This is a genomic window from Pseudoxanthomonas sp. LARHCG66 (genome assembly GCF_052871755.1).
Genome location: NZ_JBIXJW010000007.1, coordinates 77,624 through 92,432, shown reverse-complemented (window position 1 = coordinate 92,432; position 14,809 = coordinate 77,624). Strand labels below are relative to the sequence as shown.

Annotated in this window: 12 protein-coding genes and 1 pseudogene; 7 read left to right on the top strand and 6 right to left on the bottom strand. The window is 66.1% G+C overall.

Features of this window, described 5'->3' with window-relative positions:
- The first annotated feature begins 116 nt into the window (after positions 1-116).
- Positions 117-599 (top strand): glutathione peroxidase, encoded by a 483-nt coding sequence (locus ACIPRS_RS17490; RefSeq protein ID WP_446539462.1) that lies wholly within the window; start codon positions 117-119, stop codon positions 597-599.
- The gene (locus ACIPRS_RS17485; protein ID WP_446539481.1) at positions 553-1,002 is read left to right on the top strand and encodes a hypothetical protein; all 450 of its coding nucleotides are present in this window, start codon (positions 553-555) and stop codon (positions 1,000-1,002) included. Before ACIPRS_RS17490 ends, ACIPRS_RS17485 begins: the two co-directional genes overlap by 47 nt.
- On the opposite strand, the gene ACIPRS_RS17480 is transcribed toward ACIPRS_RS17485, so the two are convergent.
- From ACIPRS_RS17480 to ACIPRS_RS17455, 6 genes and pseudogenes are all read right to left on the bottom strand, one after another.
- Entirely contained in the window at positions 987-1,532 is a 546-nt protein-coding gene (locus ACIPRS_RS17480; RefSeq protein WP_337732184.1) for a TlpA disulfide reductase family protein, read from the bottom strand. The two genes, ACIPRS_RS17485 and ACIPRS_RS17480, sit on opposite strands and share 16 nt — an antisense overlap.
- 112 nt (positions 1,533-1,644) lie before the next feature.
- The gene (locus ACIPRS_RS17475; protein WP_446539461.1) at positions 1,645-2,424 is read right to left on the bottom strand and encodes a ferredoxin--NADP reductase; all 780 of its coding nucleotides are present in this window, start codon (positions 2,422-2,424) and stop codon (positions 1,645-1,647) included.
- A gap of 68 nt (positions 2,425-2,492) precedes the next feature.
- Positions 2,493-3,605: an NAD(P)/FAD-dependent oxidoreductase gene (locus tag ACIPRS_RS17470; RefSeq protein WP_446539460.1), complete on the bottom strand. Its 1,113-nt coding sequence runs from the start codon at positions 3,603-3,605 to the stop codon at positions 2,493-2,495.
- 145 nt (positions 3,606-3,750) lie between these two features.
- Positions 3,751-5,406, bottom strand: a complete 1,656-nt coding sequence (locus tag ACIPRS_RS17465) for a pseudouridine synthase (RefSeq protein WP_446539459.1) — start codon at positions 5,404-5,406, stop codon at positions 3,751-3,753.
- A gap of 8 nt (positions 5,407-5,414) precedes the next feature.
- Positions 5,415-6,248 (bottom strand): annotated as a pseudogene (gene scpB / locus ACIPRS_RS17460) (SMC-Scp complex subunit ScpB); the annotation flags it as partial.
- 49 nt (positions 6,249-6,297) lie between these two features.
- Positions 6,298-7,203 (bottom strand): segregation and condensation protein A, encoded by a 906-nt coding sequence (locus ACIPRS_RS17455; protein ID WP_337732180.1) that lies wholly within the window; start codon positions 7,201-7,203, stop codon positions 6,298-6,300.
- A gap of 376 nt (positions 7,204-7,579) precedes the next feature.
- On the opposite strand from ACIPRS_RS17455, the gene ACIPRS_RS17450 reads away from it, so the two are divergent.
- The 5 genes from ACIPRS_RS17450 (at position 7,580) to ACIPRS_RS17430 (ending at position 14,777) form a co-directional block, all read left to right on the top strand.
- Positions 7,580-7,879: a YciI family protein gene (locus ACIPRS_RS17450; RefSeq protein ID WP_446539458.1), complete on the top strand. Its 300-nt coding sequence runs from the start codon at positions 7,580-7,582 to the stop codon at positions 7,877-7,879.
- On the top strand, positions 7,876-8,145 hold the full coding sequence (locus ACIPRS_RS17445; RefSeq protein WP_192202742.1) for a BolA/IbaG family iron-sulfur metabolism protein: 270 nt from the start codon (positions 7,876-7,878) through the stop codon (positions 8,143-8,145). Before ACIPRS_RS17450 ends, ACIPRS_RS17445 begins: the two co-directional genes overlap by 4 nt.
- A gap of 227 nt (positions 8,146-8,372) precedes the next feature.
- Positions 8,373-10,493 carry a beta-glucosidase BglX gene (gene bglX / locus ACIPRS_RS17440; protein WP_446539479.1) on the top strand — a complete coding sequence of 707 codons (2,121 nt, stop codon included), beginning with the start codon at positions 8,373-8,375 and terminating at the stop codon, positions 10,491-10,493.
- A 183-nt stretch (positions 10,494-10,676) separates the two neighbouring features.
- Positions 10,677-11,705: a LacI family DNA-binding transcriptional regulator gene (locus tag ACIPRS_RS17435; RefSeq protein ID WP_446539457.1), complete on the top strand. Its 1,029-nt coding sequence runs from the start codon at positions 10,677-10,679 to the stop codon at positions 11,703-11,705.
- A 96-nt stretch (positions 11,706-11,801) separates the two neighbouring features.
- On the top strand, positions 11,802-14,777 hold the full coding sequence (locus ACIPRS_RS17430; RefSeq protein ID WP_446539456.1) for a TonB-dependent receptor: 2,976 nt from the start codon (positions 11,802-11,804) through the stop codon (positions 14,775-14,777).
- The last annotated feature ends 32 nt before the right edge of the window (positions 14,778-14,809 follow it).

The following is a 14,809-nucleotide window of genomic DNA, read 5'->3' as shown; positions in this document are numbered from 1 at the left end:
TGGACCGGGTGCGCGGCCACGTTAGCCGATCATCGGAGGCTTGGACAGCCGCCGGGCGCATGCCTTGCCCTGCGCGCGCGCGCGGTGTCTGATAGCGTCTTTCCCGGAGCGCGCGCATGACCACCGCCTACGACTTTTCCGCCCAGGACCTCGATGGCCAGGAGCGTTCCCTGTCCGAGTACCAGGGCAAGGCCCTGCTGATCGTCAATGTGGCCTCCAAGTGCGGCTTCACGCCGCAATACACCGGCCTGGAGGCGCTGTGGCGCGAGTTCGGACCGCAGGGGCTGGTGGTACTGGGATTCCCGTGCGACCAGTTCGGCCACCAGGAACCGGGCGATGAAGCCGAGATCCGCAGCTTCTGTTCGTTGAATTACGACGTGACGTTCCCGATGTTCGCCAAGATCGACGTCAACGGCGAGGGTGCGCATCCGCTGTGGAAGTGGCTGAAGCAGGAGAAGAGCGGGCTGCTCGGCATCAGTGCGATCAAGTGGAATTTCAGCAAGTTCCTCGTAGGCCGCGACGGCAAGGTGATCAAGCGTTATGCGCCGACCGATGCGCCGGCGTCGCTGGCGGGCGACGTCCGCGCTGCATTGGCCTGAAACAGTGGGCGAGGGCGTGGACAACCGGCTGTTCCATATCGAGTTCGCCACCACCGACTACGGATTGCGCGCGTGGGTGACCGGCGTCAATGGCACGCTCGAGACCACGCTGGCCTACTGGCAGGTCATCGCGGGAGAGATCCGCCGGTTGACGCCACGTGCACTGCTGGTGGTGGATGACATGGAAGGCGAGCCACCGCCGCCGGGACAACTGCTGGAGTTCGTGCAGGCGATGCAGGGGCAGGGCATGGAGGCCGTGCGTATCGCCTACGTTGAACGGCATGCGGACCAGCTGCCACAGGTGGAATTCGCGGGCCTGCTGGCCAACGAACACGGGTTCAACGCGCAGGTGTTCGCGGATGAGGCGGCGGCCGTGATCTGGCTGCGCTACGGGGGAGGCTGAGAGGGGACGCGCCGTTGCAGCGCCTCTTCGGGCAGCAGCGCGAGCAACTCCCGGGAGAAGGATTCCAGCACGGCCTCCGAGTAACCTCGATGGGTGCGCACGATGAGGCCATCCTGGCCGATGACGAACATGTTCGGCAGCGCAGTCACGCCGTAACGGTCCGTCACCACGCCGCGGACGTCGTGGACGAAGGTCAGGTCCAGATCCTTGTTGGCACGAAGGACGCCGAGGTAGTCGCTGCGCGGTTCCTTCATGTTGATGGCGATGACTTCCAGGTGCTCCCGGCCGACGATCTTCTGCATGTGGCCGAGCATCGGCAGCTCGCGCCGGCAGGGGCCGCACCACGATGCCCAGAACGTCACCACGACCACTTTGCCCTTGAGGGCATCCAGATCGACGGGATTGCCCTCGCGATCCTTCAGTGTGATGGGGGGCGGCACGTCGCCCACGCCAGGCTGCCGGACGGCATCGGCGGCGTGCACATGCGGGACAGCGGCCAAGAGCATGGCCAGCAGCAGATTCCGGATCACGGCTCGTCCTCCCCAGGACCTCGTGTCGGCAGCGTAGCAGCTGACGGCGCGATCGTCCCGCGTGGCCTGTTCCCGATGCGCGCCGGGCGTGGCCCGGGCGCGCGCCTCGCGCCTATTTCTCGACGAAGGCGCGCTCGAACACATACTGCCCGGCGGTGCCGATGCGTGGTGCGGCGGTGAAGCCGCGACTGTCCAGCAGGGTGCGGAAATCGGCCAGCATCTGCGGGCTGCCGCAGATCATCGCGCGGTCGTGCTCCGCATCCAGTGCGTCGATGCCGAGGCTCTCCATCATCCTGCCGCTGGCCATCAGGTCGGTCAGGCGGCCCTGGTGGGGGAAGTCCTCGCGGGTGACGGCAGGGTAGTACAGCAGCTTCTCGCGGATGGTCTCGCCGAGGAATTCGTGCTGCGGCAATTCCTTCTCGAAATAGTCGCGATAGGCCAGGTCTTCCGCATGGCGCACGCCATGGGTCAGGATGACTTTGTCGAAGCGCTCGTAGGTCGCCGGGTCCTTGATGATCGACAGCCACGGCGCCAGTCCGGTCCCCGTGCCCAGCAGATAGAGATTGCGGCCGGGGTGCAGGTCGCTGATCAGCAGTGTGCCGGTGGGCTTGCGCCCGATCAGCACGCTGTCGCCCGGCTTGATGTGCTGCAGTCGCGAGGTCAGCGGACCGTTCTGCACCTTGATGCTGAAGAACTCGAGCTGTTCTTCCCAGTTCGCACTGGCGATCGAGTAGGCGCGCAACAGCGGCTTGCCTTCGACTTCCAGCCCGATCATGACGAACTGGCCGTTCTCGAAGCGGAAACCGTCGTCGCGGGTGGTGGTGAAGCTGAAGTAGGCGTCCGTCCAGTGACGGACGTCGAGCACCGTCTCGGTGCCGAACGCAGAGGACATGGGGGAGTCTGGGCTATCGAATCAACGGCGCATTGTAGCCGACCGCCGCGATGCGGCCTTGATCGTGCTCAATCCGCGCGCTCCGGGTCGGGCATCGGACCGCCACGCCGATGGAAGCAGAGTTGCTCCACCATGCGACGCATGGGGCGCGCGGTCAGCAGCAGGTTCACCGGGGCATCGAACTGCGCGTGGTCGAAGGCCCATCGCAGCATGCGCTTGAAGGCGAAGGCGGGTACGGCAGGCGTGGCGGGGGGCATGGGCATGGCATCGTCCTGCAGCCGATGGGCGAGCATGCGCCCGATCGTCGCACCGTGCCGCAGGCCCGCGTGTATGCCACCGGCCGAGAGCGGGGACACCATGCCGGCCGCGTCGCCCGCCAGCAGCACGCCATCGCGCTGCCAGGGCTGCACGGGGCCGCCGCAGGGGATCAATCCAGCGCGAATGCTGTCCGGTCGACGTCCGCCCGGCAGTCCCGTCATCGGAGCGACATGCCGCAGGAAGCCTTCGATGTCGGGCGGTGAGCGCGTGCCGGCATGGTGCCGCACGGCGAGTCCGGCCTGTACGCCGGTGGGCGTCTGCGCCACCCAACCCAGGTAGCCAGGCGCGAACCGTTTGCTGAGGAAGCAGTGCAGGGCATCGGGTTCGCGCAGGGCGACGCCATCGAATTCGTGCTCGACGCCGTAAAGGAACTGGCGTGCGCGACCCAGCCCCATGCGTTCTGCGACCCGTGAACGCGCGCCATCCGCGCCGACAAGAAAGCGCGCGTGTCCCATACCCGGCACGTGCCACCCGTTGGCGGTCCGCACGGCATCGCGGAAGGCCCGTCCCAGCCGCAGGTCGATGCCGGCAGCCCGCGCTTGTTCGCCCATCCAGCGCATCAGGGCGGGCGTGTCGGTGGTGTAGAACCGGTAGTCTTTCGCACCCAGCCGCACGCTGCGCAAGTTCGGCGCGTACAGCCGGATGTGCGGTACGGCGCGCACCAGCGCTGCCGGCAAGCCGGCGAGCAGGGGGGATTCGCAAGCCTCCTTCACCAGGATGCCTGTCGTATGCAGGCGTTCGCCGAGATCGTGCTTGCGATCGATCACGCACACACGCAAGCCGCCGGAGGCCAGCTCGCGCGCGCACGCAAGGCCGGCGAATCCCGCACCCACCACGATCACGTCATAGCGGTTGTCCTGCATGGTGGGGCAAGCGCTCCGTCATCGGTCTGGAGGCGCAGCGTGCAGACCGAGCAGGGAGTGACGATGAAGTCGCGATGAAGTCGTCTGGTCGCGAACCGGCAACCGGAAAAGAAGAAGGCGCCGAGGGCGCCTTCTCCGTGTTGCTTCAACCGTGGCCGCCGCCGCCGCGAGGGCCACGCTGCCCGCCGCCGCCACCGGGCCGGCCACCGGGCCCACGCCCGCCGGCCGGGCGACCACCGGGGCGCGGACCCGCCTGCTGCGGACGGTTGCCACCGCCACCGGGACGTCCCTGCGGACGCGGACCGCGCGGCTGCTGGCCGTAGGGACTGAACCCTGGATTGGCGTGATCGGAGGGGAAGCTAGGTGCGCTGGCGGGGTGGCCGTACGGGCGCGCTGCGCGCTGCGGCTTGCCCGCACCTTGCGCACCGCGCGGACCACGTTCGGCACCCGGGCCGGCGCGGTCACTGCCGAAGCGGTCGCCACCGAAGCCACCGGGACCACCGCCCGGGCCGCGCTTGCCCATGCCGCCACCCGGCTTGCCACCGGCACCCGGACGACCGCCCGGCTTGCCGCCGTAAGGCTTCTTCGGGCCACCGGGGCCGGCGTTGCGGTGTCCGGCCGGGCCGGTATCCACGCCGTCCGGCACGTACCAGCTGCGGAACGCCGCCGGATTGCCGTCCGGCAACGGCTTGGGGCCCTTCTGCGTACGCTGCTTGAACGGCCGCTGCGACTGCTTCGCGGCTTGCTCGCCACTGACGGTCAGCCCGCCATGCGGCTTCTTGCCGCGACCACCGCGGCCACGGTCTTCACGGACATGATCGAAGCGGCGCAGTTCGCGGCCTTCGTCGGCGCTGTTGTGGCCGTTGACGTAGGCGCTGCCGCTGCGTCCCCCGCCCACGTGCACGGTGGACTTGGATGCCTTGCGCTGGCCGATGACCGGCTGCAGCGTCAGCGCGGCGGGCGTGCCGTCTTCAAGGCCCAGTTCCTTGCGCAACGCCAGCACCTGCGCGTCGGGCAGTTCCTGCGACTGGCCGCGCAGCAACGGCTGCGGCAGGCTGACCTTGCCGTAGCGCACGCGCTTCAGGCGGCTGACCTGGCAGCCCTGCGATTCCCACAGGCGGCGCACTTCGCGGTTGCGGCCTTCCTTGACCACCACGCTGAACCAGTCGTGCGAGTCGGTGCCGCCGATGCGCTCGATGCTGTCGAACTTGGCCGGGCCGTCTTCCAGCGCCACGCCGCGGCGCAGGCGGTCGACGACGTTGTCCGGCACGCTCTCCTGGCCTTCCGGCGCACGCACGCGTACCACGTACTCGCGTTCGACTTCGTAGGACGGATGCATCATCGCGTTGGCGAGTTCGCCATCGGTGGTCAGCAGCAGCAGGCCGGTGGTGTTGATGTCCAGGCGGCCGATGGCGATCCAGCGCGCGCCCTTCAGGGCCGGCAGCGCTTCGAAGATCGTCGGGCGGCCTTCGGGGTCTTCGCGGGTGGTCACTTCGCCTTCCGGCTTGTTGTAGATCAGTACGCGGGAAGGCTCGGTCAGCGCGCTGGCAACGAAAGTCTTGCCGTCGAGCTCGATGCGGTCGCCGCCCTTGACCGACATGCCGGTCTGCGCGATTTCGCCGTTGACCTTGACCAGGCCGTCGGCGATGCGCTGTTCCAGCGCACGGCGCGAACCCAGGCCGGCCTGCGCCAGTACCTTGTGCAGTCGCTCTTCAAGGCGTTGGGTGTCGGGGGTTTCGGCGCCTTCGCCGCGCTTCAGCGACAGCTTGCCGAGGGAGGGTTTTTTCGGGGTGTTGCTCATTGTTTCTGCTCCGACGGTGCCTGGTGTTCCTCGTCGGAAACTGCGGCGTCGTCATCTTGGGGTTGAGGTTCATCGCTGGAAGCGTGTGCGGCGTCATGGCCGGCTTCCGTCGGGGTGTCGTCATTGGCGGCATCGTCCTGCGACGCGTCCGCGTGGTCCTGCGTATCGGTATCCGTTCCGTCGTCCCTGTCGCCTGCGTCGTCGTCCGACGGCGTGGCCTGCTGGTGTTCGTCCTGTGCCTCATCCACGGCATCGCCGCTTGCGATGCTGACCGGCAGCGGCGCGCCGTCCAGCGGCAGTTGCGGCTCCAGTTCGCCGATGTCCTTGAGTTCGGACAGGGGCGGCAGTTCGTCCAGGCGCTTCAGGCCGAAATAATCGAGGAAGCCCTTGGTGGTGCCGAACAGCGCCGGTTTGCCCGGCACGTCGCGGTGGCCCACCACGCGGATCCATTCGCGCTCTTCCAGGGCCTGGATGATGTTGCTGCTCACCGCGACGCCACGGACCTGCTCGATCTCGCCACGCGTGATCGGCTGGCGGTAGGCGATCAACGCCAGGGTTTCCAGCGTGGCGCGGGTGTACTTGGTCTTGCGTTCCGTCCACAGCCGGGCGACCCAGGCATGCACGTCGGCCTTGACCTGGTAGCGGTAGCCGGAGGCGACTTCGACCAGTTCCACGCCGCGGTCGGCGCAGGCGTCGGCAAGCTGTTGCAGTGCCTGCTCGACACTGCCTTCCGGTGCCGGCTCGTCCTCGGGGAACAGGCCGTGCAGCTGCGCGAGTGTCAGCGGCTGGGTCGCCGCCAGCAGGGCGGCTTCCACGATGCGGTTGATGAGCGATTGATCCATGCGGTCCTGTCGTTCGGGCATGCGGCGCGGGCGGGTCGGCCCGGCTGCGTCAGGGGGTGTCGTTGGCAGCGTCGCTGTCGTCGAACTCGCTGTTGAACTGCAGCGGTTCGTTGGTGTTGTTCAGCGCCAGCGACTTGATGTAGATCGGTGCCAGCGGGGCTTCCTGCACGATGTCCAGCAACTGTTCCTTGGCCAGTTCCAGCATGGCCAGGAACGTCACCAGCACGCCCAGCTTGCCTTCCTCCGGCGTGAACATGCTTTCGAAACGGTGGAACTTGCCGTCCTCCAGCCGCGTCAGCACATCGCCCATGCGCTGGCGCACGCTGAGCGCCTCGCGCTTGATCGCGTGGCCGCTGAACAGCTCGGCGCGCTTGAGCACATCGTGCAGCGCCAGCAGCATTTCCTTCAGTTCCACCGGCGGCGGCAGCCTGACCGCCGCCCGGTCCGGAACGTCCGCGCTGACCGGCGTGGTGTCGCGGTCCTGGCGTGGCAGGGCGTCCAGGTCCTCGGCCGCCTGCTTGAAGCGTTCGTACTCCTGCAGGCGACGCACCAGCTCGGCGCGCGGATCGCCTTCCTCGCCATCCTCGCTCACCGGCCGGGGCAACAGCATGCGGGACTTGATCTCGGCCAGGATGGCCGCCATCAGCAGGTACTCGGCGGCCAGTTCGAACCGCAGCTCCTGCATCACGTTGATGTAGTCCACGTACTGCCGGGTGATCTCGGCGACGGGGATGTCCAGGATGTCCAGGTTCTGCCGGCGGATCAGGTACAGCAGCAGGTCCAGCGGCCCCTCGAACGCGTCCAGGATGACTTCCAGCGCATCCGGCGGGATGTACAGGTCCTGCGGGATCTGCAGTACCGGCTGGCCATGCACCATCGCCAGCGGCATTTCCTGCTGCTGCGGATGCGTGGACGGGGATTGTGGGTTCGCGTCGGACGCGAGTTCTGGGCTCATCAAGAAACAGTCATCGTGCTAACCACCGATCCATCCTGCACGCGGCAGGGCCGGCTTGGTGCCGTCATTCCGCAAACCAACATCATGCGTCGCAGGGCGAACGCTTCCCTTGAAGCAACCAGCAAAGCACACCGCAGAATGCGGCGGTGGACAGCGAGAGGTCGTCGGGCGCGGGCGGGTATGGGCAGCGAATCGAACGTCCCGGTGGTCCCCGTGCCGGGGATCGGGGAGGGCGGCGTGGCCGGGTCTTCCCCTGGACGGGCCGCTGCTTCCGGCCGTGCAATGAATGACAGGGTAAGGCTTGGCCGGGAGCGTGTCCAGCACCCGCCCAGGGGAGGGCACGTACAATTCAGGCTCAGCCCCAGGAGTGAACAGCATGTGGTATGCCATTGAAGGGCATGACGCCCCCGACGCCCTTCCCAAGCGCCTGGCTTCGCGGCCTGCGCACCTGGCCCGCCTGACCGCGCTGCGCGACGAGGGTCGCCTGCTGCTGGCGGGCCCGTGTCCGGCCATTGATGCGGAGGATCCGGGTCCGGCCGGCTTCAGCGGCAGCATCGTGATCGCCGAGTTCGACTCGCTGGAAGACGCCCGCGCCTGGGCCGATGCCGATCCCTACGCAACCGCCGGCGTGTACGTGCGCACGGACGTCCGGCCCTTCCGCAAGGTCCTGCCGTGAACCGGATCGAGCGCATCCGGGCAGCCCTCGAGTCCGCCCTGCAGCCGGTGTCGCTGGATGTTCTGGACGACAGCCACAAGCACGCGGGCCATGAGGGGGCCCGTGATGGGCGAGGGCACTTCACGGTTCGCATCACCAGCGCCGCCTTCGCCGGCAAGCCCCCGCTGGCCCGCCATCGTGCCGTCTACGCCGCCCTGGGCGAGATGATGCAGACCGATATCCACGCCCTGGCCATCGACGCGCGGACACCCGACGAGGCCCGCTGAGCACCGCCGGCCTTTCCGGCGCTGCCGCATGCAGTCGCCGATGAAAACGTTTACATTCGCGCCCTTCGCTATGCCGGGAGGGCGCCATGAAGCATCACAATCCCCGAATCCCCCACGCACTGCTGGCCGGACTGGTGGCTACCCTGCTGGCCGGGACCGCCGCCGCCAGGCCGCCGGTCTACGCGACGCCGGCCGAAAAAACGTTCGTTGACGCCCTGCTGGCGAAGATGACGGTGGAGGAGAAGCTCGGCCAGCTGAACCAGCCGCCCGGCGTGGGCAACAACACGGGGCCGGCCGCGATGGCGGGCAGCGAGGACCAGATCCGTCGTGGCGAGATCGGCTCCTACCTCGGCACCCAGGGCGCGGTGCTGACCTGCCGCCTGCAGCGCATCGCCGTGGAGCAGTCGCGGCTCGGCATTCCCCTGCTGTTCGGGTACGACGTCATCCACGGACACCGCACGGTATTCCCGGTGCCGCTGGGCGAATCGGCGAGTTTCGACCCGGCCGAAGTGCAGCACGCTGCCCGCGTCGCGGCGATCGAGGCGTCGGCGCACGGCATCCACTGGACCTACGCTCCGATGGTCGACATTTCGCGCGATCCACGCTGGGGCCGCGTCGTGGAAGGCGCAGGCGAAGACCCGTACCTGGGCTCCGTGCTGGCTGCGGCACGGGTGCGGGGCTTCCAGGGCGAAGACCTGCGCGCACCGGATGCGGTGCTCGCCACCGCCAAGCATTTCGTCGCCTACGGTGCAGCGGAGGCGGGACGCGACTACAACGTCGCCGACATCTCCGAGCGCACGCTGCACGAACTCTACCTGCCGCCGTTCAAGGCTGCCGTCGATGCGGGCGCGCAATCGATCATGGCCGCATTCAACGAGATCGCCGGCGTGCCGATGCACGCGCACCAGCCGCTGATCGAGGATCTGCTGCGCAAGCAGTGGGGCTGGGACGGCCTGCTGGTCAGCGATTACACCGGCGTGATGGAACTCATGCCGCACGGCGTGGCCGCCGACCGCGAACAGGCCGGCATCCTCGGCCTGCGCGCGGGCGTGGATGTCGACATGGTCAGCCAGATCTACGTGAAGGATCTTCCGGCAGCGGTGAAAGCGGGGCGTATCCCGATGGCGCAGCTGGATGCATCGGTGCGTCGCGTGCTCAACGCGAAGTATCGCCTGGGCCTGTTCGATGATCCCTATCGCTCCTGCACCGACGACGGCGCCCGTGAGCGCGCGCTGACCCTGACGCCGCAGCACCGTGCCGACGCACGCCGGATGGCGCAGAAGTCGCTGGTGCTGCTGGAGAACGACAACCAGGTGCTGCCGCTCTCCAAGGCGGTGCGAACGCTGGCGGTGATCGGGCCGCTGGCCGACCATCGCCGCGCCATGCTGGGCAACTGGGCGGTGGCAGGGCGCGAGGAAGATGCGGTCACGCCGCTCGAAGGCTTGAAGGCCGCGCTCGGCGACAGGACGCGCCTTGTCGTGGCGAAGGGTGCCGACATCGACAGCCAGGACACCCGTGGTATCGCCGATGCGGTCGCCGCCGCGAAACAGGCCGACGCGGTGGTGATGTTCCTCGGCGAACACCCGGACATGAGCGCGGAGGCGAACAACCGCACCTCGCTGGACCTGCCGGGCGTGCAGGAGCAGCTCGCGCTTGCGGTCGCGGCCACCGGCAAGCCCGTGGTCGTCGTGCTGTTGAATGGCCGGCCGCTGTCGATCGGCGGGCTGAAAGGCAAGGTGCCGGCGATCCTGGAGGCCTGGTTCCCGGGCATCGAGGGCGGGCACGCGATCGCCGACGTGCTGTTCGGCGACGTGAATCCCTCCGCGAAATTGCCGATCACCTTCCCGCACAACGTGGGCCAGGTGCCGATCTACTACGCACACAAGAACACCGGCCGCCCGCCGCGCACGGAAGAGAAGTACACCAGCAAGTACCTCGACGTCCCGTGGACGCCTTTGTACGCCTTCGGCCACGGCCTGAGCTACACCACGTTCCGCTATGACGTACCGGTCGTGTCATCGGCGACGCTGAAGCCGGATGCCCTGGAGCAGCAGGTCAGCGTGCGCGTCACCAATGCCGGCAAGCGCGCAGGCGACGAAGTGGTGCAGCTCTACGTGCGCGACGATGTGGCCAGCATCACCCGGCCGGTGAAGCAGTTGCGCGGGTTCCAGCGCGTGGCGCTGCAGCCGGGTGAATCGAAGACCGTGACGTTCACGCTCGGCTTCGATGACCTGGCCATGTACGACGCGCGCATGCAGCAGGTCGTGGAGCCGGGCACGTTCACGGTCTTCGTGGGCGGCAGTTCGGACCGTACGCAGCAGGCCACGTTCACGGTCGGGGCGCGCTGAGGCGAGCCGGCCGCACCCCGTCATCGATGCTGCGCCGCAATATGTTTCGCGGGCAGCGCGAGGCGTGCAAGTCGTTGAAAGAGAAATATTTTTGCCACCAACTAACGCGCGCTTTACACGTTTCCGTGAAAACGGTTACAGTCCGCGCCACTTGCAGCAGTCATCACCGCGGAGGGGCGGGGAATGGCGCGAACCTCGGTCACCATCAAGGACGTCGCACGTGAGGCCCGGGTATCCGTGGCCACCGTGTCGCGTGCCTTGAACGGGCACGAGAACGTGGCCGAATCCGTGCGCCAGCAGGTCCTGGCCACGGCAGACCGCCTGCGCTACCAGCCGCACGCCGCCGCGCGCAGCCTCAGCAGCCGCCGCACCCAGACCATCGGCGTGGTGCTGCCCGACCTGTATGGCGAGTTCTTCTCCGAACTGATCCGCGGCGTCGACCAGGTCGCCCGCGCGCGCCGCCAGCACCTGCTGGTGTCCAGCTATCACGGCCACCCGGAAGAGCAGGGCGAAGCCCTGCGTGCGATGCGCGGCCGCGTGGACGGACTGCTGGTGCTGTCTCCCTACACCGACCAGCCGGGTTTCCTGGTGGACAACCTGCCGTCGTCGTTGCCTGTCGTGCTCATCAACAGCGACGTGCAGGACGCGACATATCCCACGCTGACCATCGACAACTACAGCGCCGCCGTGGCGATGGTGGAACATCTGGCACAGGCTGGTCACGCCAGGATCGCGTTCATCGGCGGCCCGGAAGGCAACTTCGATGCGCGCGAACGCCTGCGGGGGTATCGCGATGCATTGGCGCGTTTCGTGCCGGATGCGTCGCCCTTGGAGTTCCGCGGTGATTTCAGTGAATCCACCGGCTATGAGGCCGGCAAGCGCATCGCGCAGATGGCCGAGAAGCCGCAAGCCGTGTTCGCGGCCAACGACATGATGGCGCTGGGTTGCCTGTATGCCTTCAACGAGGCCGGCGTGCGTGTACCGCAGGACGTCGCGCTGGCGGGCTTCGACGACATCCCGCTGGCGCGATTCGTTCACCCGACCTTGACCACGATGCGCGTCAGTATTGCCGAGTTGGGTGGTCAGGCCATGAGCCGCCTGCTGGATGCCATCGACTCGGATGGCGCGCGCGTGGCGCCATCGGCGATGTTGACCCCCGAATTGATCGTCAGGGCTTCGAGTGTGGGAGAGGGCCGCCACGCGAAAAGATAGGCAATGTTCGACCGCTTTTTTTTGAGCGGAGATGTAATCGATTACAAGCGGCACCAATGCCGATATGCAGTACATCAATCTTTGGAGGGAGAGCCAATGAAACATCGCAACCGCACCACGTTCCAACCCAATCGCAAGTTGTTGTCCTGCGCCCTGGCCAGCTGCCTGGCCATGGCGGCACCGCACGTGATGGCGCAGTCCACGTCGGCCACGCTGCGTGGCGTTGTCGCACAGGACGCAACGGTCACTGTCACCAACGTGGACACGGGCCTGACGCGTACATCGAAGGCTGCCAATGGCAGCTACAACATCGGTGGCCTGCCGCCGGGCACCTATCGCATTGAAGTGAACGCGGGTGGCCAGACCAGCAGCCGCGCCGTGACACTGGCCGTAGGCCAGACCGCCACGCTGAACCTGCAGGATGCACCGCCTGTCGTTGCACCCACGGGTGATGCGACGACGCTGGAAACCATCCGTGTCACTGCACCGATACTGGTGGAGACCAAGACGTCGGAAGTGGCGACGTACGTCAGCCAGAAGCAGATAGATTCGCTGCCGCAGAATTCGCGCAATTTCCTGGCGTTCGCAGATACCGTGCCGGGCATGCAGTTCATCTCCAGCGTCAACGGAGACGAGTCACAACTGCGAAGTGGTGCGCAGGGTTCCAGCCAGATCAACGTCTTCATCGATGGCGTTGGGCAGAAGAACTACGTGACACCCGGCGGTATCACTGGCCAGGACGACAGCCGCGGCAACCCGTTCCCGCAGTCGGCGATCGGCGAGTACAAGGTCATCACATCCAACTACAAGGCCGAGTACGACCAGATCAGCAGCGCGGCGGTCACTGCCGTGACCAAGTCCGGCACGAACGAGTTCACCGGTAGCTTCTTCTGGGACCGCACCTCCGACGACTGGCGCAAGTCCACGCCGCGTGAAGATGCAGCAGGCGCCAAGACGCCCGAAACGACGGAGCAGTACGGTGTGTCGTTCGGTGGCCCGATCATCAAGGACAAGCTGCACTTCTTCGTGTCGTATGAGGCGAAGGACTTCGTGGTCCCGGCGGACATCATTCCACCCAACCAGGTCAATCCCGCCACACTGCCTGCCGCCATCACGTCGCAGTACGTCAGCGCCACTCGCCCCTTCAATCAGGATCTCTACTTTGGCAAGTTGAGTTGGCAGGCGTCGGATGCCCACCTGATCGAGCTCAGCATTCGCCAGCGCGACGAAACAGGCACGCTGGACATCGGTGGGCAGAATTCCGTCAGCCGCGCTACGCAGCTTGTGAACGACGAGACGCGGTACGATCTGCGTTCGGTTTATTCGGCCGAAAACTGGATGAACGATGCACACATCACGTTCGAAGAGTCGGCGTACAACCCGCAGCCATTGACCAACGCACCGAGCAACGCCTACACCGTCGTCGATCCCAGCAACCCGGGCAACCTTTCGTTGATCGTGCTGAACACGGGTGGCGGCGGCAACTTCCAGGACAAGGGCCAGGAAGGCTGGGGCATCCAGAATGACTTCACGTTCTATGGTTGGGACCGCCATACGATCAAGGCAGGTGTTAAGTACAAGGACGTCGAACTGAAGGCTTTCCAGCAGTTCCCCCCGTATCCACGCTACTGGTACGACGTCAACGAAAGCATGACCCAGCCATACCGGGTCCAGTACACGACGCCTTTCACCGGCCGCACGCCGTTCGTGGAATCCAACAATCGTCAATTCGGCATCTACGTGCAGGATGACTGGGAAGTCACCGACAAGTTGACGCTGAACCTCGGTATCCGCTGGGATTATGAGCAGACCCCGAGCTATACCGATTACGTCGTGGACCCGGGCATTGCCGCGGCACTGCGTGGATGGACCAACATCCAGAACACCGATTTCGATGTCGAGGACTACATCAGCAATGGTTCCAACCGCGACGACGACAAGGATAACTTTGCGCCGCGTTTCGGCTTCTCCTACGATCTCAATGGCGACCAGCGCCACGTGATCTTCGGCGGCGCCGGCCGGGCGTACGACCGCAATCTATTCGACTACATGGCCAGCGAATACTACGCTGGTGCGTTCACCACCTACGAGCTCAATTTCGCCACGCCGATCCACGGCTGCAGCGGCACCAACTGCATCCCGTTCAATCCGGCTCTGCTCACGCCGGAAGGTCTGGCAGCCTACGCTGCGGCCAACCCGCGCTCGGGTGGTGAGGTCCGCCTGCTGAACAATGATCTGGAGACGCCGTATTCCGACCAGTTCAGTCTGGGTATGCGTAATGCGGTGACATTGTGGGGCCAGGAGTGGAATACGTCGGTCGCCCTGTCGCACATCCGTGGACATGACGGCATCTACTTCCGTCTGGGTAACCGCTACTCCGACGGTCGTTACTACAACGTCCCGGGCGCAACGTGGGGTGGACAGCCGTGGGGCCAGGCGATTCCCGGCTACGGTTCCCTCATCCTCGGTGACAACGGCATCGAGACGCGGCTGAATTCACTGCTGTTATCCATCGACAAGCCGTTCACCGAAGCCTCGGGCTGGGGCGCCACCCTGGCATACACGTATAGCGATGCCGAAGAGAACCTGATCGATTCTGCACAGAACAATGGCAATTTCGTGGGCGACTATCCGGTCATCCCCGACACGTTGATCACGTCGACGGGCGTACCCAAGCATCGCCTGGTGATGTCGGGCATCGTCGATCTGGGATGGGACGTGACGCTGAGCAGCAAGCTGACCCTGGCCAGCCAGCGTCCGCGTTACGCCATCAATTGCAACGACGCACCGAGCAGCAACAATTGCTTCTTCGATCCCTTCGAGCCGGAAGGCACGCTGGGCTACAAGCAATTCGACCTGGCCCTGGAAAAGCGTTGGAGCACGGGCACCGACATCGGCTTCAAGGTGCGGGCTGATCTGATCAATGCATTCAACTGGCGTAACTGGAACCAGTACACCGATTGGCGAGGCGGCGCAGGCGAAGTCCAGAATCCGAATTTCGGCCGCCGCAACGGCAACGAGATTCTGTGGCCCACGCGCACATTCAAGCTGTCTTTCGGCTTCGACTGGTAATACTCACCCGCCCTCAGGCGGCGCCTCGTGCG

Bases quoted from the DNA above. Each gene is read 5' to 3' on its own strand.
- ACIPRS_RS17490 (WP_446539462.1), top strand. From the start codon at position 117: ATGACCACCGCCTACGACTTTTCCGCCCAGGACCTCGATGGCCAGGAG.
- ACIPRS_RS17485 (WP_446539481.1), top strand. From the start codon at position 553: ATGCGCCGGCGTCGCTGGCGGGCGACGTCCGCGCTGCATTGGCCTGAA.
- ACIPRS_RS17475 (WP_446539461.1), bottom strand. From the start codon at position 2,424: ATGTCCTCTGCGTTCGGCACCGAGACGGTGCTCGACGTCCGTCACTGG.
- ACIPRS_RS17470 (WP_446539460.1), bottom strand. From the start codon at position 3,605: ATGCAGGACAACCGCTATGACGTGATCGTGGTGGGTGCGGGATTCGCC.
- ACIPRS_RS17465 (WP_446539459.1), bottom strand. From the start codon at position 5,406: ATGAGCAACACCCCGAAAAAACCCTCCCTCGGCAAGCTGTCGCTGAAG.
- ACIPRS_RS17455 (WP_337732180.1), bottom strand. From the start codon at position 7,203: ATGAGCCCAGAACTCGCGTCCGACGCGAACCCACAATCCCCGTCCACG.
- ACIPRS_RS17450 (WP_446539458.1), top strand. From the start codon at position 7,580: ATGTGGTATGCCATTGAAGGGCATGACGCCCCCGACGCCCTTCCCAAG.
- bglX (WP_446539479.1), top strand. From the start codon at position 8,373: ATGACGGTGGAGGAGAAGCTCGGCCAGCTGAACCAGCCGCCCGGCGTG.
- ACIPRS_RS17435 (WP_446539457.1), top strand. From the start codon at position 10,677: ATGGCGCGAACCTCGGTCACCATCAAGGACGTCGCACGTGAGGCCCGG.
- ACIPRS_RS17430 (WP_446539456.1), top strand. From the start codon at position 11,802: ATGAAACATCGCAACCGCACCACGTTCCAACCCAATCGCAAGTTGTTG.